General features: G+C 61.1%; 16 protein-coding genes. 14 read left to right on the top strand and 2 right to left on the bottom strand.

The window, feature by feature from the left end; all coding sequences use genetic code 11:
- The first annotated feature begins 110 nt into the window (after positions 1-110).
- From dpaL to G5380_RS03095, 6 genes are all read left to right on the top strand, one after another.
- Complete coding sequence (gene dpaL / locus G5380_RS03120; protein WP_021230018.1) at positions 111-1,310, top strand: diaminopropionate ammonia-lyase; 1,200 nt, start codon at positions 111-113, stop codon at positions 1,308-1,310.
- 125 nt (positions 1,311-1,435) lie between these two features.
- Positions 1,436-2,653 (top strand): YgeY family selenium metabolism-linked hydrolase, encoded by a 1,218-nt coding sequence (locus G5380_RS03115; protein WP_421352360.1) that lies wholly within the window; start codon positions 1,436-1,438, stop codon positions 2,651-2,653.
- Positions 2,654-2,772: 119 nt separating this feature from the next.
- Positions 2,773-4,197, top strand: coding sequence for a dihydropyrimidinase (gene hydA / locus G5380_RS03110; protein ID WP_421352359.1), 1,425 nt, complete (start codon positions 2,773-2,775; stop codon positions 4,195-4,197).
- A gap of 95 nt (positions 4,198-4,292) precedes the next feature.
- On the top strand, positions 4,293-5,225 hold the full coding sequence (gene arcC / locus G5380_RS03105) for a carbamate kinase (RefSeq protein WP_421352358.1): 933 nt from the start codon (positions 4,293-4,295) through the stop codon (positions 5,223-5,225).
- A gap of 194 nt (positions 5,226-5,419) precedes the next feature.
- Positions 5,420-6,343: a DMT family transporter gene (locus G5380_RS03100; RefSeq protein ID WP_421352357.1), complete on the top strand. Its 924-nt coding sequence runs from the start codon at positions 5,420-5,422 to the stop codon at positions 6,341-6,343.
- Positions 6,344-6,503: 160 nt separating this feature from the next.
- On the top strand, positions 6,504-7,589 hold the full coding sequence (locus G5380_RS03095) for a calcium/sodium antiporter (RefSeq protein ID WP_421352356.1): 1,086 nt from the start codon (positions 6,504-6,506) through the stop codon (positions 7,587-7,589).
- Positions 7,590-7,708: 119 nt separating this feature from the next.
- Here the strand turns inward: G5380_RS03095 and yqeB are convergent, their stop codons facing one another.
- On the bottom strand, positions 7,709-9,301 hold the full coding sequence (gene yqeB, locus G5380_RS03090) for a selenium-dependent molybdenum cofactor biosynthesis protein YqeB (RefSeq protein ID WP_421352355.1): 1,593 nt from the start codon (positions 9,299-9,301) through the stop codon (positions 7,709-7,711).
- Between the two features lie 27 nt (positions 9,302-9,328).
- Positions 9,329-10,177: a selenium cofactor biosynthesis protein YqeC gene (yqeC, locus tag G5380_RS03085; RefSeq protein ID WP_421352354.1), complete on the bottom strand. Its 849-nt coding sequence runs from the start codon at positions 10,175-10,177 to the stop codon at positions 9,329-9,331.
- A 1-nt stretch (position 10,178) separates the two neighbouring features.
- Between yqeC and mocA the strand changes: the two genes are divergently transcribed.
- The 8 genes from mocA (at position 10,179) to G5380_RS03045 (ending at position 24,052) form a co-directional block, all read left to right on the top strand.
- The gene (mocA, locus tag G5380_RS03080; RefSeq protein WP_421352353.1) at positions 10,179-10,826 is read left to right on the top strand and encodes a molybdenum cofactor cytidylyltransferase; all 648 of its coding nucleotides are present in this window, start codon (positions 10,179-10,181) and stop codon (positions 10,824-10,826) included.
- 319 nt (positions 10,827-11,145) lie between these two features.
- Positions 11,146-14,256 (top strand): putative selenate reductase subunit YgfK, encoded by a 3,111-nt coding sequence (gene ygfK / locus G5380_RS03075; protein ID WP_421352352.1) that lies wholly within the window; start codon positions 11,146-11,148, stop codon positions 14,254-14,256.
- Positions 14,257-14,286: 30 nt separating this feature from the next.
- On the top strand, positions 14,287-15,615 hold the full coding sequence (gene ssnA, locus G5380_RS03070; protein ID WP_421352351.1) for a putative aminohydrolase SsnA: 1,329 nt from the start codon (positions 14,287-14,289) through the stop codon (positions 15,613-15,615).
- An 80-nt stretch (positions 15,616-15,695) separates the two neighbouring features.
- Positions 15,696-16,472, top strand: a complete 777-nt coding sequence (gene ygfM / locus G5380_RS03065) for a molybdopterin-dependent oxidoreductase FAD-binding subunit (protein ID WP_421352350.1) — start codon at positions 15,696-15,698, stop codon at positions 16,470-16,472.
- Positions 16,469-19,366: a molybdopterin-dependent oxidoreductase Mo/Fe-S-binding subunit gene (locus tag G5380_RS03060; RefSeq protein WP_421352349.1), complete on the top strand. Its 2,898-nt coding sequence runs from the start codon at positions 16,469-16,471 to the stop codon at positions 19,364-19,366. Before ygfM ends, G5380_RS03060 begins: the two co-directional genes overlap by 4 nt.
- Positions 19,367-19,461: 95 nt before the next feature.
- Positions 19,462-20,985 (top strand): nucleobase:cation symporter-2 family protein, encoded by a 1,524-nt coding sequence (locus tag G5380_RS03055; RefSeq protein WP_421352348.1) that lies wholly within the window; start codon positions 19,462-19,464, stop codon positions 20,983-20,985.
- Positions 20,986-21,036: 51 nt separating this feature from the next.
- On the top strand, positions 21,037-22,353 hold the full coding sequence (gene guaD / locus G5380_RS03050) for a guanine deaminase (protein ID WP_421352347.1): 1,317 nt from the start codon (positions 21,037-21,039) through the stop codon (positions 22,351-22,353).
- Between the two features lie 397 nt (positions 22,354-22,750).
- Entirely contained in the window at positions 22,751-24,052 is a 1,302-nt protein-coding gene (locus tag G5380_RS03045; RefSeq protein ID WP_180343373.1) for an NCS2 family permease, read from the top strand.
- The last annotated feature ends 124 nt before the right edge of the window (positions 24,053-24,176 follow it).

The raw sequence follows: 24,176 nt of genomic DNA, 5'->3' as shown, positions 1-24,176 counted from the left end.
TCCTGCCCACACTGTCGAACCCATTATTTCGAGTTTTCTCCCCGTGGTATCTGAATAACGGATCTCCCGGCGAGGCAGCTCTTTATCAGGTAACGCCTAGTGAGGTAAGCATGTCCCAATTTTCTTTGAAGATGGATATTGCCGATAACCGCTTTTTTACCGCCGAGCCATCTCCGCTGTTTTCTCGCGCCGAAGCACAAAAGGCTCGCGCTTTTCATAAAAAACTGGCCGGTTATGAGCCGACCCCATTGTGCGACCTGAAAGATCTGGCCGCCTATATCGGGGTAAAAAATATTCTGGTCAAGGATGAGTCAAAGCGCTTTGGTCTCAATGCCTTCAAGATGCTAGGTGGCGTCTACGCCATTGCCAACCTGCTCTGTGAAAAATACGGGGTGGCCATCGAGGATTTCTCCTTCGATCTCATCAAACGCACCATCAAGGAGCCGATGACCTTCGCCACCACCACAGATGGCAACCACGGTCGTGGCGTCGCCTGGGCCGCCAAGCAGGTGGGTCAGCATGCGGTGGTCTACATGCCCAAGGGCTCTGCCCAGGAGCGGGTTGACCACATTCTCAATCTCGGTGCCGAGTGCATCGTCACCGACATGAACTATGACGACACCGTGCGCCTGACCATGAAGATGGCCGAAGAGCGCGGTTGGCACATAGTGCAGGACACCGCCTGGGAGGGCTACACCAAGATCCCGACCTGGATCATGCAGGGTTACTCCACTCTGGCCGACGAAGCGGTCGAGCAGATGCAGGATATGGGCATCAAGCAGCCCACCCACGTGCTGCTGCAGGCCGGGGTAGGGGCGCTGGCGGGCGGTGTGCTCGGTTATCTGGTGGACTGCTTCGGGGCGAAAAACCTGCACAGTATCGTAGTCGAGCCGGATCAGGCCGACTGCATCTACCGCTCCGGCGTGGCGGGGGAGATGGTCAACGTGGGGGGCGACATGCGCACCATCATGGCCGGTCTCGCCTGTGGCGAACCCAACCCCCTCGGCTGGCCACTGCTCAGAAGCTGCACCACCCAGTTTATCTCCTGCCACGACAAGGTGTCGGCACTGGGCATGAGAGTGCTCGGCAACCCTCTTGGCAATGACCCCCGCATCATCTCTGGTGAGTCCGGCTCGGTCGGTACCGGCGTGCTGGCGGCGGTGCGTCACCACCCGGATCGTGCGGCGCTGATGGCTCGCCTCGGGCTGGATAGCAACTCGGTCGTACTCATCATCAACACCGAAGGGGACACCGATGTGACCCACTACCGGGAAGTGGTGTGGGAAGGCAAACATCCTGCCTGCGACTAACTCTCCCGCCAGAGCAGAGACACGAATTGAAGCATTGATCGCGCCTCGTCAACGTGGCGCGGTAACGGGCACAGGGCGCTGCCGACGAACAGGCCGCGCACTCTCAGTTGTTATGGAGAATCACAATGAGCAAGCAAATTCCGTTTGAAATGGTGTTGGAGAAGGCCTACCAGTACAAGGCCGAAATGAGTCAGTTCCTGCGCGACATGATCGCCATCCCGAGCGAGAGCTGCGATGAAGAGCGCGTGGTGCTGCGCATCAAGCAGGAGATGGAGAAGGTTGGTTTTGACAAGGTCGAGATCGATCCTATGGGTAACGTGCTGGGCTATATCGGCCATGGCCCTCACCTGATCGCCATGGATGCCCACATCGATACCGTCGGTGTCGGCAACCGCGCCAACTGGACCTTCGACCCCTATGAGGGGATGGAAGATCACGAGATCATCGGCGGTCGTGGCGCATCTGACCAAGAAGGCGGCATGGCCTCCATGGTCTATGCCGGCAAGATCATCAAGGATCTGGGGCTGGAAGATCAGTACACCCTGCTGGTGACCGGTACCGTCCAGGAAGAGGATTGCGACGGTCTCTGCTGGCAGTACATCATCGAGCAGAGCAAGATCCGCCCCGAGTTCGTGGTCAGTACCGAACCGACCGACTGCCAGATCTACCGTGGCCAACGCGGCCGCATGGAGATCCGTGTGGAAGTGCAGGGGGTGAGCTGCCACGGCTCTGCGCCGGAGCGCGGTGACAACGCCATCTTCAAGATGGGCCTGATCCTCGGCGAATTGCATGAGCTCAGCCACAACCTCGGTCATGACGACTTCCTTGGCAAGGGTACCCTGACCGTCTCCGAGATCTTCTTCACTTCGCCAAGCCGCTGCGCCGTGGCGGACAGCTGCGCCGTCTCTATCGACCGTCGTCTGACCTGGGGCGAAACCTGGCAAGGTGCGCTCGACGAGATCCGCGCCCTGCCTGCGGTGCAAGCCGCCGGTGCCGAGGTCTCCATGTACCAGTACGACCGTCCGGCCTACACCGGTCTGGTCTATCCGACCGAGTGCTACTTCCCGACCTGGAAGGTGGAAGAGGATCACATCACCGTCAAAACCCTCTCCAAGGCTTATCGCGAGCTGTTCAACAAGGAGCCGGTGGTGGACAAGTGGACCTTCTCGACCAACGGTGTCTCCATCATGGGTCGCCACGGCATTCCGGTCATCGGTTTTGGCCCGGGTAAAGAGCCGGAAGCCCACGCACCGAATGAGAAGACCTGGAAAGAGCATCTGGTCAAGTGCGCCGCCATGTACGCCGTGATCCCCATGCTCTATCTGGCCGAGCTGGACAAGTAAGGGGGCTGCCGGGTGGTGACTGCCATCGTCGCCCGGCTGTCGCAAGTGTGACAAGTGCCCCGTCTTTGTTGAGGCGGGGCATTGCTGTTTGAAGGCAAAATGCATTCGAGGTGGTGGGAATGAAACGGCTGATCAAGAACGGCGTGCTGGTCGATGCGCAGGGTGAATATCGTCAGGATCTGCTGATCGAGAACGGGGTGATCCGCGCCCGTGCCACCGATATCCAGCCCGATGGCGAAACCGACGTGATCGATGCCAGCGGCTGCTACGTGATGCCGGGCGGTATCGATGTCCACACCCACTTCAACATCGATGTGGGGATTGCCCGCAGTTGCGATGACTTCTTCAGCGGTACCCGTGCCGCCGCCTGTGGTGGCACCACCACCATCGTCGACCACATGGGATTTGGCCCGGCGGGGTGCAACCTGCATCACCAGCTGGCCCGCTATCACGACTACGCCGCCGATCAGGCGGTGATCGACTACAGCTTTCACGGCGTGCTCCAGCATGTGGATGACGCCATCCTCCACGAGATGGCCGCCATGGTGCAGGAGGAGGGGATCAGCAGCTTCAAGCTCTATCTCACCTACCAGTACAAGCTGGGGGATCACGACGTGCTGCGCGTCCTGGCTCGCCTCAAAGAGGTGGGGGCGCTCGCCACCGTCCATCCCGAGAACGATGCCGCCATCGCGGCGCGCCGGGCGGCCCTGCTGGCCGCCGGTCACCATGAGCCCTGGTATCACCCGCAAAGCCGCCCGCTCGAGTGCGAGGCGGAGGCAATCGCTCGGATGATCAATCTGGCGGGGCTGGCGGGCAATGCGCCACTCTATATCGTCCACCTCTCCAACGGACTGGGGCTGGAGTATCTGAAGCTGGCGCGTCGTCAGGGTCAGCCGGTCTGGGTGGAGACCTGCCCGCAATATCTGCTTTTGGATGATTCCTGCTACTACCAGGAGAACGGGGTCGACTATCTGCTCAGCCCGCCGCTGCGTGGGCGCAGCGAGCAGGACAAGCTGTGGGTCGGCATCGCTGCGGGCGACATCGACACGGTGGCGACCGATCACTGCAACTTCTCCCACGCCCAGCGCATGACCCTCTCAGGCGGCGATTTCAGCCGCTGCCCCAACGGCTTGCCCGGGGTCGAGAACCGGATGCTGCTGCTGTTTGCCCACGGGGTATTGAGCGGGCGCATCTCGCCGTCCCGCTTCGTGGCCCTCACCTGCGCCAACCCGGCGCGCCTGTTTGGCCTCTGGCCGCGCAAGGGCAACTTGCAAGCGGGGTCTGATGCCGATCTAGTGCTGATGGATCCCCGTGGCGAGACCCTGATCCGCCATGCCGCGCTGCATGACAACGGTGACTACAGCCCCTACGAGGGGATGCGCTGTCCCGGCCAGATCAGGATGACCCTCAGTTGCGGCGAGATAGTCGCTCGCGATGGCGAGTTTACCGGACAACGGGGGCATGGACGTTTTTTGGCCAGAGCGCCCTTTGATCCGGCGTTGGCGCCGGATCTGCACTCCCCTTGCCCCACCGTGGCAGGCTGACAATCCGTTCGAAACAGGCAGAGCAGCAAGGTTATGTGAACAACGAAAGGTGGGCCGGTATTGCGCCGGCTTGTCCCATCACTGGAGATAACAAGATGAAACAGAGAATCGTACTGGCCCTGGGGGGCAATGCTCTGGGCAACAACCTGCCCGAGCAGATGAAGGCGGTGCAGAGCACGGCGCACACTATCGCCGACCTTATCGCCCAAGGGCACGAGGTGGTGGTCACCCACGGCAACGGGCCGCAGGTGGGGATGATCCAGCAGGCGTTCGAAGTAGCGGCCCGCCACGAGCCAAAATCCCCCCATCTGCCGATGTCGGTCTGCGTGGCCCTGAGTCAGGGTTATATCGGCTATGACCTGCAAAATGCCCTGCGCGAAGCCTTGCTTGAACGCGGCATCCACAAGCCGGTTGCCACGCTGGTGACCCAGGTTGAGGTGGATAAAAACGATCCCGCCTTCCTTGACCCGAGCAAACCCATCGGCGGTTTCTTCAGCAAAGAGGAGGCCGAGGCGCTGATGGCCAAGGGGGAGCGGCTCAAAGAGGATGCCGGTCGTGGCTATCGCCGGGTGGTCGCATCCCCCAAACCCGTCGATATCATCGAGAAAGAGACTGTCTCTGCCATGCTGGCCGCCGGTCAGGTGGTGATCACCGTCGGTGGCGGCGGCATTCCGGTGCTGCGGGAGGGCAATCACCTGCGCGGTGCCAGCGCGGTGATCGACAAGGATTGGGCCAGTGCCAAGCTGGCTGAGCTTATCGACGCCGACATGCTGATCATCCTCACCGCGGTGGAGAAGGTTGCCATCAACTTCGGCAAGCCCGATGTGCAGTGGCTCGACACCCTGAGCGTGGCTGATGCCAACGGTTTTATTGCACAGGGGCAGTTTGCCAAGGGATCCATGCTGCCCAAGGTGGAGGCGGCGCTCTCGTTCGCCACATCCTTGTCGGGGCGCAAATCCCTCATCACCTTGCTGGAGAAGGCGGCCGAGGGGATCGCAGGCAAAACAGGGACCGTGATCAGCCTGTAGCGTGCAGCGCGATGACAGGGTGATAGACAGGGGGCCTTGGCCCCCTGCTGTTTTTGGCTCGGGCGCTACTGTGGCTGAGGTCGATTTCCCATAGAGCGTGGGCAGCCCGCCAGCACAGGGGTAAGATAGCCACCCCGATAAGGGATTGGCCCATCGGAACAAGAGGCGAAAGGCAGAGCAATGCGTGGTGAGAGATGAGTGGAAAGATCAATATGGCGGCGTTGGGGGGACTGGTCCTGCTCACCGCCATCTGGAGTTACAGCTGGATCGTGATGAAGCAGGTGATGCTCTACGCGGGGGCGTTCGAGTTCACCGCCCTGCGCTGCTTGTGTGGTTCATTGGTGTTGTTGCTGGTATTGGCCCTGCGCGGCCGCCGTTATCTCAAACCCACCCCGTTTCGTTATACCTTGGCTATCGCCCTGTTCCAGACCTGTGGCATGGTGGGGCTGGCCCAGTGGGCGCTGATCAGCGGCGGGGCGGGCAAGGTGGCCATTTTGAGTTACACCATGCCGTTCTGGGTGGTGATCTTCGCGGCGCTCTTTCTCGGCGAGCGGATGCGCAAGCTGCACTATCTGGCTGTTGGGGTGGCGGCCTGCGGCCTGCTGTTGGTGATCCAGCCCTGGTTGCTGCATCTTGAATCCCTCAAGAGTGCGCTGTTGGCGATCCTCTCCGGCATCTGCTGGGGGATCAGCGCCATCATCGCCAAGCGGATGTATGCCCGCCATCCCGGGGTGGATCTGATGTCCCTCACCACCTGGCAGATGATCTACGCAACCGTAGTGATGGCGCTGGTGGCGGCGCTGGTGCCGGAGCGCCCCATCGACTGGCAGCCCTACGTGATGGGGGCGCTGGCCTATAGCGCCATCTTCGCCACGGCACTGGCCTGGAGCCTCTGGTTGTTCGTGCTGAAAAAGCTGCCAGCGGGTATCGCCAGCCTCAGCACCCTGGCGGTGCCGGTGAGCGGCGTGCTGCTCTCCTGGTGGCTGCTGGGCGAAAATCCGGGGCCGGTGGAGGGGAGCGGCATCGCCCTTATCGTGCTGGCGCTTCTCGTCATCAGTCGCAAGGGCAAGCGCTCCGTGGTGTCGGTGGCGGGGGAAACCCGTATCAAGCACGGTTGAGTGGTGACTGGGCTGCCAGTGGCACGATAAACAGCACTCAAAAGAGCCCGCGACAGGGGACCAGCCCCTCGTTACAATGGCGTGGTCTGACTGTGCTGGAGCACAGGTATCTGATTTATTGTGATTATTTCAACGAACCTAACGGCAAGGATGAGACCGTATGATGACGCTGGTGTGGTTGGCTGTAGGCCTGGTGTGTCTGGTGGTGGGGGCCGAATTTCTGGTGCGGGGTGCTTCTCGCCTCGCCACCATGATGGGGATATCGCCACTGGTGGTGGGATTGACCATAGTGGCCTTTGGGACCAGTGCTCCCGAGCTGGCGGTGAGCATCCAGTCTGGCCTCGAGGGGCAGGCGGGGATCGCCGTGGGGAACGTGGTCGGCAGTAATATCTTCAACGTACTGTTTATTTTAGGTATTTCGGCACTGATCGTACCGTTGACCGTCTCCCAGCAACTGGTACGTCTCGATGTTCCCTTGATGATAGTGATCTCTTTTCTGGTGTTGTTGCTGGGCTACGATGGCCGTATTGCGCCCCTGGAAGGGGCGCTGCTGTTTGCCGGCATCATCGCCTACACCGCGTTTCTCTTTGTCCAGAGTCGACGGGAAAACAAAGCGGTGCAGGCGGAGTACGAGCAGGAGTTTGGTACCCGTGAAGCGAGTACGGCGGGCAACTGGTTGCGCAATCTGCTCTTTATTGCCGCAGGTCTGGGTCTGCTGATCCTTGGCTCCCGCCTGCTGGTTGGCAGTGCGGTTGAGATTGCCCACTACTTCGGGGTGAGCGATCTGATCATCGGCTTGACCATAGTGGCGGCCGGTACCTCCTTGCCCGAAGTGGTGACCTCCATCGTCGCAGCCCTGCGCGGGGAGCGGGATATCGCTGTGGGGAACGTGGTGGGCAGCAATATCTTCAATATCCTCTGCGTGCTGGGGCTCACCTCCATTGTCACTCCCGGTGGGCTTGAAGTGTCGGCCACCGCCCTTCAGTTCGATATTCCGGTAATGATTGCGGTGGCGCTTGCCTGCCTGCCCATCTTCTTTACCGGTTACACCATCGCCCGCTGGGAAGGGGCCCTGTTTCTGGCCTACTACATCGGCTACACCTGCTGGCTGATCCTCCACGCCACATCCAGTCCGCTGCAAGGTCAGTTCAGTGCAGCGCTAACCGGTTTTGTGTTGCCGCTCACCGCCATCACTCTGGTTGTGCTGGCGGTGCGAGCCTGGCGGTTGCAACGAACCCGGTCGTGATGCAGGTTCTCCTGATGTAAAGGAGCTGCATCAACAGACAGGCCGAAAAAAGCCCCACCATCATGGAGGGGCTTTTGCTTGGTGCTGAACTTGGTGCTGAAGAGGGACGCGAAGAGCCGTTATCGGCGCTGGGCCAGATGCATCATGGCCTCCAGCACGGCGCCGCCGATGGCGCGAGCCTTGTCCGATACCGTAGTGGCGTCGGCCCGCTCGCCTCTGGGGTCGATGTCACCGATCTTGAAGCCGACGGTCACCTCGATGCCATCGCTGAGCAGCCCCCGCACCATGCCGGAGAGCGGCGCGATAATGGGGGTGTCACCTACATGGGCGATCACATCGCCCTCCTGCACCAGATCACCGAGCTTGATAATGTTCTTCATCACCCCGGGGGCAGGGGCGCGCACCACCCGGCGTGCGGAGTGCCCCTCGATCACTCCGGGAATGCCGGTGTTGGGCTGGGCGGGGCCCTGATAGATGACCCGCCCCAGATGGTGGCCACGGTTGGTCTCGATCACCGCATCGCAGTCGCGCCCCGCCTCAAACCCCGGGCCGAGGGCCACCGTGATGGGGGCCATCTCCTTGTGGGTGCCGAGGTTCTGCTTGGCGAGGATGGCATCCACCAGATAGCGGGGCTTGAGCTCGGCGAGGGTGGCGCAGTCGGGGTCAACCAGCAGCGGAATGACGCCCCGAACCAGCTGCTCGAATGCCTGCTCAACGCTCTCGACCCGCTTGGCGCGCACACCCTCGACACTGGTTTCACCGTCGAACATCCCCTGGGCGAAGGCGACGGTGCGACGGATCACCGTGGGCTTGTCGAGATCCAGCATCACCACCTTGAAGCCGGCATTGTGCAGCCGCAGCGCCACGCCAGTAGCGATATCGCCGGAGCCACGCATCACCACCAGCTGATCCCGCTTGAGGCGCACGTCATCCTGCATCAGACCACCCGCTTTGCCGTTTTTCACTTGCAGCAGCTCGGCGAGGATGCTGATGGCGATCTCTTCTGGGGTTTCGGCTCCGATGTTGTAACCGATGGGGGCGTGCAGCTGCTGCAGTTGCTCCTGGCTCACCCCTTGCTGGCGCAGCGCCTGGGAGAAGGTCTGCACCTTGCGCTTGCTGGCGAGCAGCCCCAGATAGGCGAGGGGGCGATTGATGAGCCGCTCCAGCGCCTCCTTGTCCTGATGGTTGGTGGCGATGATGACGAAGTTGGCGGGCTCGATGGCCAGCGCCTCGATCACCGCGCTGATGGTATCAGCCTGTTTGAGGTGAGTGCCGACGGGGAAGTGATCGGGATTGAGGCTCCCTTCAAAACAGTCGCCCACATGGATATCAAAACCCAGTGGCGCGGCGGCATGGGCCAGCGCCCGGTTGACGTGACCGGCACCAATGAGCACCAGCCGGGGGCGCAGACCATAGACATCGATATAGACCGACATGGCGCCGCCACAATCCGACCCTACCGCATGCTCGCCGTTGCGGGCCATCCGGCCGTGGAAGATGCGTGGCTTGCGCTCGGCAATGGCCGCCACGGCCTCTTCGATCACCAGCCGCTCGATCATGCCGCCACCGATGGTGCCGAGGATCTGGCCATCGGCCATCACCAGCATCTGGGCCTGATGGCGAGGGGTGGAGCCCCGGCTCTCGATGATCTGGGCCATGGCAAAGGGAATGTTCTCCTGTTCCAGTCGGGCTGCGTGTGCAAACAGATTCATAAGGTACCTCTTCTTATCCTTAAACCATCATGGGCGAGGCGGTTGTGCCTCATCCTGAGCGAAGTAACCGAGTGCGAGGCGAATGGGCTGTGGTTCGCGAACCGCCCCCTGCCAGATGGCATGGATCTCGGGGTGGCGGCTATGCAGCTTTATCAATTCAGCCAGCCACGACGCCTCATTTTGATAATCCCCATTGATAAACCAGATCCGGCGCGCCCTGGCCGGGGTGCCCTTGAACAGCCCCTCGGGGTGGGAGAGCAGCTGGTGAAACAGCGCCCAGTCGAGGGGGTCACCGACCTCTATCCCGCACAGGGCCTGGAATTCGGCCCAGCGGTGGATCTGCTGCGGGTCGGCCTGGGCCCCCACCATGGCGCCGCCCGTCAGGGCGATCACCCAATCACTGCTCTGGGGAATGCAAGGTTCGTGCAAAGCGGGCACTTTCAATAACTTGTGATGGGCGCCATCCGCTTCGACCAGGATCAGATCGAAGCGCTGCTGCCCCTTGATGAGATCAATCTGCTGGGGCGTGGGGCCCGCCACCTTTCCGGTGCGCTCGTCGAGATGGCTGAACAGGGCAACCAGGGTCGGGCCATCCGGTAGCGTCTGACAGCGGATAAGTTGACGAACGGGATCCGTCTCGATAATCAATTCCCGATAGTGTGACGGGACAGGCAGAAACATGCGGGTGGTGGTGGTAATTAGCACCCTTTTACCCTGTTGATAAAAATATTCCGACAGCCAGAACAGGGTGCTGGTTTTTCCACCGGCCCCGCAGAGGCTAATTAAGGTGGTATGGCTATCAATATTTTTGGTGAGCGGGTTTAATAGCGGATCTATATCTGGAAATTCGACAGCAACAACGTGTGGTAGCGACATAATGACGACCAAAATAAATATCGAAGGGAGTGGAAAACAACGTTGCCAGGAACAAGTGCAGTGTGACTGTATAATAACAGCGGCGGGTTTATCTTCCCGAATGGGTACCTGGAAAATGATGCTACCTTATTGCCAGGGGACAATGCTTGATGCAAGTCTCAAAAATGCCCTGGCTTTTTGTCAGCGGGTTATTCTGGTGGTGGGCCATCGTGGCGAGGAGCTTCAAGCCCGCTACGGATCACGGCCGGATATTGTTGTCGTCCACAATCCCGACTATCGGCAGGGGCTGGGCAGCTCCATCCGCTGCGCCCTGGCGGCCAGTGACGCTGACTACCTCTTTATCAGCCACGGGGATCTCCCCTGTATCCCGCGCGAGGTCTATCAACAGCTCTGGCAGACACGGGGCTGTGAGACACTCTTTCCCACCTGGCAGGGGGAGGCGGGTCATCCGGTGTTGCTGCCAAAATCCATCGCAAGGGAGCTGGCTACCACGCCGGCACAAGGTTCGGTGCGCCGCTGGTTGCAAGGGCATCCGCACCGTATGGTGCCCGTCGACAGCCCCGCCATCCTGTTTGATGTGGATACCCCGGAGCGCTATCAGGCGCTGCTGGGTGGCATTCTTGAAAATGAGAGCGAGCCCACGAAATAACCCAGTTTAAAAAGATAACGGGGAGATAAATGGCGTATCAAAGTGATATTTCTCGCACTTGATCTGATAGGGCGAGTTCTTTTTGAACAGCTCATTAAGTAAATTCCAGAGTGATTGATAACTACTCGCAATACCCATAATGGTGGCATCGTAAATTCTCTCCATTAATTGGAGCTGTCTCACGCTTTTACCGTAAAAAATAGTTTTGTAACTGCAGTGGCCTGATTGTTGCTCTTCTCCTTGCCAAGGGGGAACACCCGTGCGGGATACCCCATTTATTCATGCTGCCAATGGGCAGAACAGCTGCAAGGAGATAGCCATGGGCGATATTATGCGACCCGTTCCGTTCAAGAACCTGCTGACCCGTATTTTTGCGGAATATAAAGAAAGTCAGAGCATTTTCGGTATTCCCGCCGCGCAATTCTATCGCAAGCAGGACGAGCGCAAGATCAAGGTGTTCGGTGAAACCTGCGAGACCCCCATTGGCCCGGCAGCCGGCCCCCATACCCAGTTGGCCCAGAACATCGTCACTTCCTGGCTGACCGGCGGGCGCTTTATCGAGCTCAAGACGGTGCAGATCCTGGACCGTCTCGAACTGGAAAAACCCTGTATCGATGCCGAGGATGAGTGCTTCAACACCGAGTGGTCCACCGAGTTCACCCTGCCCAAGGCATTCGACGAGTACCTGAAGGCCTGGTTTGCCCTCTATCTGCTGGAGGAGGTGTTTGACCCGCGTCTCGACGGGGAGGCCAAGTCCTTCATCTTCAACATGAGCGTGGGGTACAACCTCGATGGCATCAAACAGCCGCCGATGCAGCAGTTCATCGACAGTTTGAAGGATGCCAGCACCAGTCCGAAGTTTGCCGAATACCAGCAAGTGCTGCGCGAGCTGGTGGCCGACGAGCAGTTTATCGCCGAGCTGGGACTGGGGGCGCGCCGCGATCGCCTGCAACAGCTGGTGGAGCGCATCCCGGCTGAGCTGGTGCACGGCGTTACCCTCTCCACCATGCATGGCTGCCCGCCCAACGAAATTGAGGCCATCTGCCGCTATATGCTGGAAGAGAAGGGGCTCAACACCTTCGTCAAACTCAACCCGACCCTGCTGGGTTACTCGCGGGTGCGCGAGATCCTCGATACCTGTGGCTTTGATTACATTGGTCTGAGCGAAGAGTCGTTCGATCACGACCTCAAGCTGGATCAGGCCAAGGCGATGCTGACCCGTCTGATGGCGCTGGGAGCCGAGAAGGGGCTCACCTTCGGGGTCAAGCTCACCAACACTCTCGGCACCATCAACCGCAAAGGGGCGCTGCCGGGGGATGAGATGTACATGTCCGGCCGTGCACTGTTCCCGCTCTCCATCAACGTGGCGGCCGTGCTGTCCCGCGCCTTCGATGGCAAGCTGCCCATCTCTTACTCCGGTGGTGCCAGCAAATTCAACATCGCCGAGATCTTCGAAACCGGCATTCGTCCCATCACCATGGCCACTGATCTGCTGAAACCGGGTGGTTACCTGCGCCAGATCGAGTGTCTCAAAGAGATCGACGCCTCCGACAGCTGGGGCATGAGTCAGGTGGATGTGGCCAAGCTGGAAGCGCTTGCCGCTAAGGCCCTCACCATGGATTACACCCAGAAGGAGTGGAAGTCCGACGATCGCATCGAAGTGGGTGGCGGCCTGCCGCTGACCGACTGCTACGTAGCGCCGTGCGTCACCGCCTGCGCCGTGCATCAGGATATCCCCGAGTACATTCGCCTGATGGGCGAGGGGCAGTATGTGGCAGCCCTTGAGCTGATTTATCAGCGCAACGCCTTGCCCGCCATCACCGGCCATATCTGCGATCACCAGTGCCAGTACAACTGCACCCGTCTCGACTACGACAGCCCGCTCAATATCCGCGAGCTGAAAAAAGTGGCGCTGGAGCGCGGCTGGGAAGGGTACAAGGCCCGCTGGCACAAACCGGCAGGCAGTGGTGACAAGCATCCGGTGGCGGTGATTGGCGCCGGTCCGGCCGGTCTCTCCGCCGGCTACTTCCTGGCCCGTGCCGGTCACCCGGTCACCGTGTTCGAGCGCGAAGCGGATGCCGGTGGCGTGGTCAAGCACATCATCCCCGAGTTCCGCATTCCGGCCGAGCTTATCCAGCACGACATCGACTTTGTTGCCGCCCACGGGGTCAAGTTCGAGTTTGGCTGCGATCCGGCACTCACCGTCGACAAACTGCATGCCCAGGGCTTTAGCTATGTCTTCGTTGGCATCGGCGCCGACAAGAATGGTGGCATGCGCCTCGAGGGGGGTCACGAGCGGATTTACAAATCCTTCCACTTCCTGCGCAGCTTCAATCAGGGCAAACCGCTGCCGCTGGGTCGCCATGTGGCGGTGATCGGTGCCGGCAACACCGCCATGGACTGCGCCCGCGCCGCTCTCAAGGTGCCGGGTGTCAGCGATGTGACCGTGATCTACCGCCGCAGCGAAAAAGAGATGCCCGCCTATCGCGAGGAGGTTCTGGAAGCGGTGGAGGATGGGGTGCGTTTCTGCTTCCTCACCAATCCGGAGCGTTTTGAGAAAGATGGCAAGCTCACCGTGCGGATGATGGCGCTGGGGGATCCTGACGAGCAGGGCCGCCGCCGTCCGGTGCCCACCGAGCAGACCGAAGTGATGCAGATGGATGCCCTGATCACCGCCATCGGCGAGCAGCCTGACTGCGAGGTGCTCAAAGCCATGGGCATTCCTCTTGGCAGCGATGGCTGGCCCCAGGTGGACAGCCAGACCGGCGAAACCAGCCGTCGCAACGTCTTCCTGATCGGTGACGTGCAGAGCGGCCCATCCTCCATCGTCGGAGCCATCGGTGGTGCCCGCCGCGCCGCGGATCTGGTGCTCTCTCGCGAGCATATCGCTGGCAGTCAGGCCGAGGTCTCAATCCAGCCGTCGGGCAAGGACGAGATCTACCGTCGCAAGGGGAGCATCGCCGTCACCATGGTAGACAAGAGCGAGCGCGATGCCTTCGTGGCGCAAGAGGCGCACCGTTGCCTCGAGTGCAACTACCTCTGCAGCAAGTGCGTGGATGTCTGCCCCAACCGGGCCAACGTCGCCATCGCGGTGCCGGGCTTCAAAGACCAGTTCCAGACCCTGCACCTGGATGCCTACTGCAACGAATGTGGCAACTGCGCCCAGTTCTGCCCGTGGCAGGGCAAGCCCTATCAGGACAAGGTCACCATCTTCAGCCTGCCCGAGGATTTCGACAACAGCCGCAACCCCGGTTTCTATCTGGCGGATAGTGGCGAACTGCGGGTGCGTCAGGATGGCGAGACCTATCGTCTGACCATAGACGCCCAGAGCCGGATCAAGGATGCGCCAGCGGCCCTTGGCGACATGTGCCGGATCATCAGCCATGTCCACGCTCATCACCACTACCTGCTGGGGGCCGTCGAGGCCTGAGCGAACCACGAATAAGCGAAGGAGCACACCATGTTTATTCTGAAAAACGTCACCGCCGTCCAGCTGGAGCCGACTCGGGTGCTGGAAGGGGTGGATATCGCCATCGAAGGCACCCTTATCAAAGCGGTGGGGCCCAATCTGCGGGCCCTCTACCCGGAGGCCAACTATCGGGAGATGGGGGGCAAGCTGGTGATGCCGGGCATCGTCTGTGCCCACAACCACTTCTACTCAGGTCTGTCGCGGGGGATCATGGCCAACATCGCCCCCTGCCCGGATTTTATTTCCACCCTGAAAAATCTCTGGTGGCGGCTCGATCGGGCGCTCGATGAAGAGTCCCTCTACTACAGCGGCCTCATCTGCTCGCTGGAAGCGATCAAGAGCGGTTGCAGCGCGGTGATCGACCACCACGCTTCGCCCAACTTCATCAAGGGCTCCCTGAATGTGCTGCGCAAAGGGTTTATGGAGGCGGGTCTGCGCGGCATGACCTGCTTCGAGACCACGGATCGCAACGGCGGCCTTGCCGAGCTGCAGGCCGGGGTGGAGGAGAACATCCTGTTCGCCCAACAGATCGATGCGGCCAAAGCCAAGGGGAACGAACCCTATCTGGTGGAGGCTCATATCGGCGCCCACGCCCCCTTCACCGTGCCCGACGAGGGGCTAGCCATGTTGCGCGAAGCGGTGCAGGTCACCGGTCGCGGTCTGCATATCCATGTGGCGGAAGACCGCTACGACATGGCCCACGGTCACCACCACTATGGCAAGGAGCCCATCGCCCGGCTGGACGAGTTTGGTCTTATCGACAGCAAGTCGCTTGTCGCCCACGGCATCTACCTGAGCCCGGCTGACATCGAGCTGCTCAACAGCCGCGATGCCTTCCTGGTGCACAACGCCCGCTCCAACATGAACAACCACGTGGGCTACAACATGCACCTGCCGGAGTATCGCAATCTGGCGCTCGGCACCGATGGCATCGGCTCCGACATGCTCGAAGAGCTCAAGTTTGCCTACTTCAAACACAAGGATGCCGGCGGAGCGCTGTGGCCCGACAGCTTTGCCCGGTTCCTCTGGAACGGCAACACCCTGCTGGAGCGCAACTTCGGCGCCAAATTTGGCCGCCTGGAGCCAGGCTACAAGGCCGACCTCACCATTTGCGACTACGACGCACCGACCCCGCTGGCGCCGCGTAACCTCGGTGGCCATCTCGCCTTCGGCATGGGTTCGAACAGCGTCAACAGCGTGATGGTGGAGGGGCGCATGGTCTATCAGGATCGCGAGTTCCCGTTCGATGTCGCGCCCATTTATGAGCAGGCCAGCAAGGTGGCGAGCCGCCTGTGGCAACGGATGGATCAGCTGGCCTAAGGCCACCTTCCACAGTTTTGGACCGGATTGCCCGCCCTGTGGATTTGCCCGGCGGCGGGCAGCAAGAGTAAGGACGACACATGATTGAGCAATTCTTCCGACCCGAGCAACTGGGTCAGGCTTTGGAACTCAAGGCCAGTTTCGGCAACGACGCCGTCTACATGGGAGGCGGTAGCAAGCTTAACGCCGCTCCGACTCGCACCGACAAGAAGGTCGCTATCTCGCTGGACAAGCTGGGGCTTGACCAGATTGAGCAACAGCACGGCCAGCTCCATATCGGCGCCACCGTCACCCTGCAGACCCTGAAAGATGATCCCCGTACCCCGGCCGCCCTGTGCGACGCGCTGGGGTTTGTCTATTCCCGCCACCTGCGCAATCAGGCCACCATTGGCGGCGAAATTGCCTGCCAACAGCAGGACTCCCCCTTGCTGCCGGTACTGCTGGTCCTCGAAGCCGTGGTGGTGCTGGAGAACAACCTGCTGCAACCCATCGACGCCTATCTGGCGGGTCAGCGCAATGCCCTGGTGCTGGGAGTTGTGCTGCCGGAGCCCGAACTGCGCTGCGCCACCCGCCGCATCAGCCGCAACGCCGATGGCTTGGCAGTAATGACCGCCGCGGTAGCCCTCGACAGCATTGGCGAAATGCGGGTAGCCGTCGCTGGCGTTACCCCGCAGCCGATGCGCCTGCGGGATCTGGAGCGCCGCGATCTGCACGATGCCGCGCTGGAGGCCGCCGTGAGCGAGCTGATTGCGCCCCGTGAGGATCTGGCGGGCAGCGTGAGTTACAAGCGGTATATCACCGGTGTAGTGGTGGCGGATCTGCTGGTGGATTGCCAGCAGCAGGAGGTGCAAGCATGATGGAACTCAACTTTACCCTGAACGGTGCCCTGCGCACCGTCATCTGCAAGGCCGGTGACAATGCCCAGCGGGTGCTGTTCAACCAGTGCCGGATGCATTCGGTGCGCAACAGCGACGACGGCTTCGGCTTCGCCGGCTCCGACGCCATTCTCTTCAACGGCAAGGTGATCAACGCCTCCCTGCTGATCGCCGCCCAGCTGGATGGAGCCGACGTGCGCACCGCCGAGTCGCTGGGCAGCTGGAACCAGCTCAGTCTGTTACAGCAGGCGATGGTGGACGTGGGGGTGGTGCAGTCCGGCTACAACGATCCGGCCGCCGCGCTCATCGTCACCGACCTGCTTGATCGCCACCCCGAGCCCACCCGTGATCAAATCGACGACGCGCTCTCGGGCCTCTTTCACCGGGACGGCGGTTACCAGCAGTTCTATCAGGCTATCGAGCTTGCCAGTTCACGGATGAAGGATCCCGATTACCTGTGCCAGATTGCCCCGGAGTTTCGCGACGATCTGCGCCATATCGGCAAGAGCTGCCCCAAGGTTGACGCCGCCAAGATGGTGCAGGCCAAGCCCTGCTACGTGGAGGATCGGGTTACTGAAGATGCGCTGATCATCAAGATGCTGCGCAGTCCCCATCCTCATGCGGTGATCACCAGACTCGACGTGAGCCGCGCGCAAGCGCTGCCGGGCGTCGTGCATGTCATCACCCACCTCAACTGTCCGGATGTGTTTTACACCCCGGGTGGTCAGAGTGCTCCCGAGCCGTCACCGCTCGATCGCCGTATGTTCAGCCGCAAGGTGCGCCACGTAGGTGACAGGGTCGCCGCCGTGGTGGCCGAGAGTGAAGCTGTCGCGCTGGCGGCCCTCAAACTCATCGAGGTCGAGTATCAGGTGCTGCCGGCGGTCATGAGCATTGACGAGGCTATGGCCCCCAATGCGCCGCTGGTCCACGACGAGCCCATCGTCTATATGGCCGGGGCGCCGGCGGATCTCGAGCAGCAGAACGCCTGCTCGGTGCGCCGCGGCGACGAGCACATGATCATCAACTTCCCCATCGGCTCTCGCCCGCACGAGAACCTGGCCGCCAGCGTCCATGGCCAGATCGGCGATGTGGCAAAAGGCTTTGCCGAGGCGGACGAGATAGTCGAGCGCACCTACGAATCGACTCAGGCCCAGCAGTGCCCGACCGAGCCGCACATCTGCTTCACCTACATGGATGGGGATCGTCTGGTCATTCACGCATCCACCCAGGTGCCGTGGCACGTGCGCCGTCAGGTGGCGCGGATCGTCGGCCTCAAGCAACATCAGGTGCACGTGATCAAGGAGCGGGTAGGGGGCGGCTTTGGCTCCAAGCAGGACATCCTGCTGGAAGAGGTGTGCGCCTGGGCGACCAGGGTCACCGGCCGTCCGGTCACCTTCCGCTACACCCGTGAAGAGGAGTTCATCAGCAACACCTCCCGCCACGTGGCCAAGGTGAAGGTGAAAGTGGGGGCCAAGAAGGATGGCACCATCACCGCCATAGATATGGATTTTCGTGCCAACACCGGCCCTTACGGCAACCACTCATTGACGGTGCCAAGCAACGGCCCGGCGCTCTCCCTGCCGCTCTATCCGTGCGACAACGTGCGCTTTACCGTCAACACCTACTACAGCAACATCTGCCCGACCGGTGCCTATCAGGGTTATGGCGCGCCCAAGGGCAACTTCGCCCTGACCATGGCCATTGCCGAGCTGGCCGAGAAACTGGGCATCGATCAGCTCGACATGGTAGAGCACAACCGGGTGCATGAAGGGGACATCCTCAAGGTGCTGGGGGCCATCGGCGAGGGCAAGATGCCTACCTCTGTGCCCCACGCCGCCAGCTGCGCCCTCGAGCCCATCCTCAAACAGGGTCGCGAACTGATTGCTTGGGATAGCCCCAAACCCGCTGACGGGGATTGGCGCATCGGCCGTGGCGTCGCCATCATCATGCAAAAATCGGGGATCCCCGATATCGATCAGGCCAACTGCATGGTCAAGCTGGAATCGGACGGCACCTTTATCGTTCACTCCGGTGGCGCCGATATCGGCACCGGCCTCGATACCGTGGTGGCCAAGCTGACCGCTGAAGTGCTGCACTGCCCGCTCGGGGATGTGCATGTCATCTCCGGTGATACCGACCACGCCCTGTTTGACAAGGGGGCCTACGCCTCGTCAGGTACCTGCTTCTCCGGCAACGCGGCCAAGAAGGCGGCCGAGAACCTCAAGGAGAAGATCCTGTTCCACGGTGCCGCCATGCTGGGCGAGCCGGTAACAGATGTTGAGCTGGCGTTCCCGGGCCTGGTGCGCGGCCAGCTGGGGGAGGTGACCCTCGCCAAGCTGGCCCACAAGGCCGAGACCGGTACCGGCTTCGGTATCCTCGTGGGCACCGCCAGCTACATCACCTCTGAGCTTGCCTTCCCGTACGGGGCCAACTTCGCCGAGGTGGCGGTCAACGTCAGAACCGGCGAGATCCGGCTCGACAAGTTCTACGCCCTGCTCGACTGCGGCACCCCCATCAACCCGGAACTGGCCCTCGGTCAGATCTACGGGGCGACCATGCGGGCCATCGGCCACTCATTGACCGAGGAGATCTGCTACGACAGCAAGGGCATTCCGCTCACCCGGGATCTGAAGAGCTATGGCGCGCCCAAGATTGGCGACATTCCGCGTGACTTCCGGGCCTTCCTGGTACCGAGTGACGACAAGGTCGGCCCTTACGGCGCCAAGTCCATCTCGGAGATCGGGGTCAACGGCGCGGCGCCAGCCATCGCCACCGCCATCCACGACGCCTGCGGTGTCTGGCTGCGCAAGTGGCACTTCACGCCGGAGCAGATCCTGCGCGAGCTGGGCAAGCTGGAGCAAAAAGTGTCGGCATAACAAAAGAAAAGGTGAGGGGCGGGCGCCAGCTCGCCCCCAGCACCTGACGGCGGAATGAGTACTCCGCCTACATTCTGTGTGATGGGACAAACACGATGTCTAAAACAACACGCAAGCACTCGGATCTCATTTACGAGCTGGAAGACAACCCCCCGTTTTATCAAACCCTGATGGGCGCAGTGACCCATCTGCTGGCCATTTTTGTTCCCATGGTGACCCCGGCGCTGATCGTCGGCGGCGCCCTGGGCCTCTCCACCGAGACCACCGCCTATCTGGTCTCCATGGCGATGATCGCCTCCGGTATCGGCACCTGGTTGCAGGTGAACCGTTATGGCCCCATCGGTTCGGGGCTGCTCTCCATCCAGTCGGTCAACTTCTCCTTCGTCACCGTGATGATCGCGCTGGGCGGCGCCATGAAAAAAGATGGCATCCACGAGGAGCTGATCGTCTCGACCCTGCTCGGGGTCTCCTTCGTCGGTGCCTTTCTGGTGATGGGCTCCTCCTTTGTGCTGCCCTACCTCAAGCGGGTGATCACCCCGACCGTGAGCGGGGTAGTGGTACTGATGATTGGCCTGAGCCTTATCAAGGTGGGGATCATCGACTTTGGCGGCGGATTCTCCGCCATGAGCAGCGGCACCTTTGGCAAATACGAGCACATCGGGCTGGGGCTCTTGGTGCTCTGTGTCATCGTCGCCTTCAACTGCAGCCGAAGCCCGCTGCTGCGGATGAGCGGCATTGCCATCGGCCTGATGGTGGGTTATGCAGTGGCCCTGATGCTCGGTATGGTGGATTTCTCCGCCCTTGAGGACCTGCCGCTTATTACGGTGCCTATCCCGTTCAAGTACGGTTTCTCCTTCGATTTTCACGCCTTTATGTTGGCGGGTACCATCTATCTGTTGAGCGTGCTGGAGGCGGTGGGGGACATCACCGCCACCGCCATGGTCTCCCACCGGGATATTCAGGGCCCCGAGTTTCAAAAACGGCTCTCCGGCGGCGTGCTGGCTGACGGTCTGGTATCGGTGATCGCCTCTGCCCTCGGCTCTTTGCCACTCACCACCTTCGCCCAGAACAACGGCGTCATCCAGATGACCGGGGTGGCCTCACGCCATGTGGGCAAGTTTATCGCCGTCATTCTGGTGCTGCTGGGGCTCTTCCCGGTGGTGGGGCGCTTCTTTACCACCATACCGTCACCTGTGATGGGGGGCGCCATGGTCATCATGTTCTCCATGATCGCCATCGCTGGTGGTCGCATCATCATCAGCCACGGCTTCGATCGACGGGAGACCCTGATTGTCGCCACCTCGCTGGGGTTGGGGCTCGGCGTCTCCTACGACCCGAACGTCTTCAAGGTGCTGCCGGCGGGTATCTACATGCTGGTGGAGAACCCCATCTGCGCCGGCGGCATCACCGCCATCATCATGAATCTGGTGTTGCCGCAAAGCCGCAAACGCAAGGCGGCCATCAAGGATGCCGAGGCGGTAGAGGTGATCCAGCTGAGCGACAAGCCGGATGTGATCTTTACCGCCCGCAGCGCGGGCCTGTCATCGGCCAGCAAGGGTGAGGGGTCACCAGAGCCAGTGCCCGGGCAGGCGGTTGCGCCACAAGTGGAACGGATCTGACGGTTAAACCGGCAAAAACGTCAACAGAACAAGAAAAACAGGGAAACGGTTATGAAAAACGACAACTCTGTCAAAGCGGTACGCGGCAGCTTCTTCGATATCACCCGGGTGGTGGATCAGCCCGAGGAGATTGAGTCCAACGCCCGCCTTATAGAGGATGGTCTGCTGATCATTCGCAACGGTTGCATCGACTGGTTTGGTGAGTGGGAGGAGGGCAAGGATCGCATTCCGGCCGAGGTACGGGTGCGGGATTACCGCGGCAAGATGATAGTGCCCGGCTTTGTCGATATCCACATTCACTATCCCCAAAGTGAAATGGTGGGGGCCTATGGCGAGCAGCTGCTGGAGTGGCTCAACCGCCACACCTTCCCGGCCGAGCGGCGCTACAACGATCTCGAATATGCCCGCGAGATGTCCACCTTCTTTATCAAGCAGCTGCTGCGCAACGGCACCACCACGGCGCTGGTGTTCGGCACCGTTCACCGCGAGTCGGTGGATGCGCTGTTCGAGGCGGCCAGCCGCATCAATATGCGGATGATCGCCGGCAAGGTGATGATGGATCGCAATGCACCCGACTATCTGCTCGATACCGCCGAGAGCAGCTATGTGCAGAGCAAGCAGCTTATCGAGCGCTGGCACGGCAATGGTCGACTGCTCTATGCCATCACACCACGATTTGCACCCACCTCGACACCCGAGCAGCTGGCGATGGCGCGGCGACTGCGCGAAGAGTTTCCCACCACCTATCTGCACACCCATCTGTGCGAGAACAAGGACGAGATCGCCTGGGTCAAATCTCTTTTCCCGGCGCACAAGGGCTATCTCGATGTCTATCACCAGCATGGGCTCACCGGCCACAACTGCGTGTTTGCCCACTGCGTCCATCTGGAAGAGCAGGAGTGGGATTGTCTGAAAGAGACCAACTCCACTATCGCGTTTTGTCCCACCTCCAACCTCTATCTCGGCAGCGGCCTCTTCAAGCTGCACAAGGCGTGGCGCAAGCAGGTGAAAGTGGGGATGGGCACCGACATCGGCGCCGGTACCACCTTCAACATGCTGCAGACCCTCAACGAGGCCTACAAGGTGATGCAGTTGCAGGGTGAGCGGCTCTCGGCCTATCAGGCCTTCTATCTGGCGACCCTGGGCGGCGCACATTCGCTCGGGCTGGATGAGAAGATCGGCAGCTTTGCGGTGGGCAAGGAGGCGGACTTCGTGGTGCTCGACCCGGTCGCCACCCCGCTGCAGCAGCTGCGTTATGACAACTCCACCACCTTGCGGGACAAGCTCTTTGTGCTGTTGACCCTAGGGGATGACAGATCCATTTATCGCACCTACGTGGATGGCCAACTGGTGCATGAACGGGGGTAGGGGCTGGAGTGGGCTGCCGCGGCGCAGCCCCAACGAATACGGCGGCTGGCGTGCCCCACAGGGGCGCCAGTCTTGCCGCACGACAGGGGATCTCCCCGCATAGAACGTGAAATGGCCCGGTTTTTTTGACCAGCAAGGCAAACGTTTGAGTCAAGGCTGCCTGCCCTGGTCTGTCTGTCGCATCCTCTGCCACCATCGCCTGTTTCTCATCAGACTGGCGCTCGGCAGACCCGCAGATCCTGTCGCCATTTCGTCATGGAACATTCAGGCGCGTGTGAAGGAGTTGGGTATGACCCAAGCAAACAGCAGGACAAACAGCGTGGAACAGCTGGCCAATGATGACGCCAGCCAGAGCGCAGCAAAGCAACAGCCGCTCACGGCTCTTGATCGCTACTTTATGATCAGCGAGCGGGGCAGCAACGTCAGACAGGAGGTGCTGGCGGGCCTCACCACCTTCCTTGCCATGGTCTACTCGGTGATCGTGGTGCCGAGCATGCTCGGCAAGGCGGGCTTTCCTCCCGGCGCCGTGTTTGTCGCCACCTGTCTGGTGGCGGGGTTCGGTTCACTCTTGATGGGGCTTTGGGCCAAGTTGCCGATGGCCATCGGCTGCGCTATTTCCCTCACGGCGTTTACCGCCTTCAGTCTGGTGCTGGGGCAGCAGATCCCCATTCCGGTGGCGCTGGGGGCCGTCTTCCTGATGGGGGTACTGTTTACCGCCATCTCGGTGACCGGGGTGCGTAGCTGGATCCTCGACAACCTGCCGATGGGGATTGCCCACGGCACCGGCATCGGTATCGGTCTCTTCCTGCTGCTTATTGCCGCCAACGGGGTGGGGCTGGTGATCAAGAACCCGCTGGAGGGGCTGCCGGTGGCGCTGGGGGCTTTTACCTCCATGCCGGTCATTATGTCCCTGATCGGCCTTGCGGTGATCTTCGGGCTGGAGAAGCTGAGAGTACCGGGGGGGATCCTGCTGGTGATCATCGCCATCTCCATCTTCGGCCTTATCTTCGATCCGGCGGTGAAGTATCAGGGGCTGTTCGCCCTGCCGAGCCTCTCGGACGATCAGGGCAAGTCCCTCATCTTCAGCCTGGATATCATGGGGGCCCTCTCGCCGCTGGTGCTGCCCAGCGTGCTGGCGCTGGTGATGACAGCGGTATTCGATGCCACCGGCACCATCCGCGCCGTGGCGGGGCAGGCCAACCTGCTCGATAAGGATGGTCACATCATCAACAGCGGCAAGGCACTCAGTGCCGACTCGGTCAGCAGCATCTTCTCCAGTCTGGTGGGGGCGGCCCCGGCTGCCGTCTATATCGAATCGGCAGCAGGCACGGCGGCGGGGGGCAAAACCGGCCTCACCGCGACCGTGGTCGGCGGCCTGTTCCTGTTGATGCTGTTCCTCTCGCCGCTCTCCTATCTGGTGCCGGCCTATGCCACCGCACCGGCCCTGATGTATGTGGGACTCCTGATGCTGAGCAATGTCACCAAGCTCGATTTCGATGACTTTGTCGGGGCCATGTCCGGGCTGGTGTGCGCGGTATTTATTGTGCTCACCTGCAATATCGTCACCGGCATCATGCTCGGCTTCAGCTCGCTGGTGATCGGCCGCATCTGCTCGAAGGAGTGGCACAAGCTCAACGTCGGCACCGTGGTCATCGCCCTGGCGCTGGTGCTCTTTTATGCTGGGGGGTGGGCTATTTAGGGATAACCCGCCCGTTTGGGGTCGCACTGGCGGCCCCATTTTTATATCTGCGTTTTTTATATCTGCTTATGTTTGCGGCGCTCAGCCCGCCCACGCTGGCTATCACGCCTCGGCCGTCTCCGCA

It is taken from the genome of Aeromonas sp. 604443 (assembly GCF_049170315.1).
In the GTDB taxonomy this organism is placed as follows: domain Bacteria; phylum Pseudomonadota; class Gammaproteobacteria; order Enterobacterales; family Aeromonadaceae; genus Aeromonas; species Aeromonas veronii_A.
Note: the sequence above shows the minus strand (reverse complement) of the source record. Positions and strands in the feature narration are given on the sequence as shown.

Excerpts from the sequence above, each read along its gene's own strand:
- dpaL (WP_021230018.1), top strand. The coding sequence starts at position 111 with ATGTCCCAATTTTCTTTGAAGATGGATATTGCCGATAACCGCTTTTTT.
- G5380_RS03115 (WP_421352360.1), top strand. The coding sequence starts at position 1,436 with ATGAGCAAGCAAATTCCGTTTGAAATGGTGTTGGAGAAGGCCTACCAG.
- hydA (WP_421352359.1), top strand. The coding sequence starts at position 2,773 with ATGAAACGGCTGATCAAGAACGGCGTGCTGGTCGATGCGCAGGGTGAA.
- arcC (WP_421352358.1), top strand. The coding sequence starts at position 4,293 with ATGAAACAGAGAATCGTACTGGCCCTGGGGGGCAATGCTCTGGGCAAC.
- G5380_RS03100 (WP_421352357.1), top strand. The coding sequence starts at position 5,420 with ATGAGTGGAAAGATCAATATGGCGGCGTTGGGGGGACTGGTCCTGCTC.
- G5380_RS03095 (WP_421352356.1), top strand. The coding sequence starts at position 6,504 with ATGATGACGCTGGTGTGGTTGGCTGTAGGCCTGGTGTGTCTGGTGGTG.
- yqeB (WP_421352355.1), bottom strand. The coding sequence starts at position 9,301 with ATGAATCTGTTTGCACACGCAGCCCGACTGGAACAGGAGAACATTCCC.
- yqeC (WP_421352354.1), bottom strand. The coding sequence starts at position 10,177 with ATGTCGCTACCACACGTTGTTGCTGTCGAATTTCCAGATATAGATCCG.
- mocA (WP_421352353.1), top strand. The coding sequence starts at position 10,179 with ATGACGACCAAAATAAATATCGAAGGGAGTGGAAAACAACGTTGCCAG.
- ygfK (WP_421352352.1), top strand. The coding sequence starts at position 11,146 with ATGGGCGATATTATGCGACCCGTTCCGTTCAAGAACCTGCTGACCCGT.
- ssnA (WP_421352351.1), top strand. The coding sequence starts at position 14,287 with ATGTTTATTCTGAAAAACGTCACCGCCGTCCAGCTGGAGCCGACTCGG.
- ygfM (WP_421352350.1), top strand. The coding sequence starts at position 15,696 with ATGATTGAGCAATTCTTCCGACCCGAGCAACTGGGTCAGGCTTTGGAA.
- G5380_RS03060 (WP_421352349.1), top strand. The coding sequence starts at position 16,469 with ATGATGGAACTCAACTTTACCCTGAACGGTGCCCTGCGCACCGTCATC.
- G5380_RS03055 (WP_421352348.1), top strand. The coding sequence starts at position 19,462 with ATGTCTAAAACAACACGCAAGCACTCGGATCTCATTTACGAGCTGGAA.
- guaD (WP_421352347.1), top strand. The coding sequence starts at position 21,037 with ATGAAAAACGACAACTCTGTCAAAGCGGTACGCGGCAGCTTCTTCGAT.
- G5380_RS03045 (WP_180343373.1), top strand. The coding sequence starts at position 22,751 with ATGATCAGCGAGCGGGGCAGCAACGTCAGACAGGAGGTGCTGGCGGGC.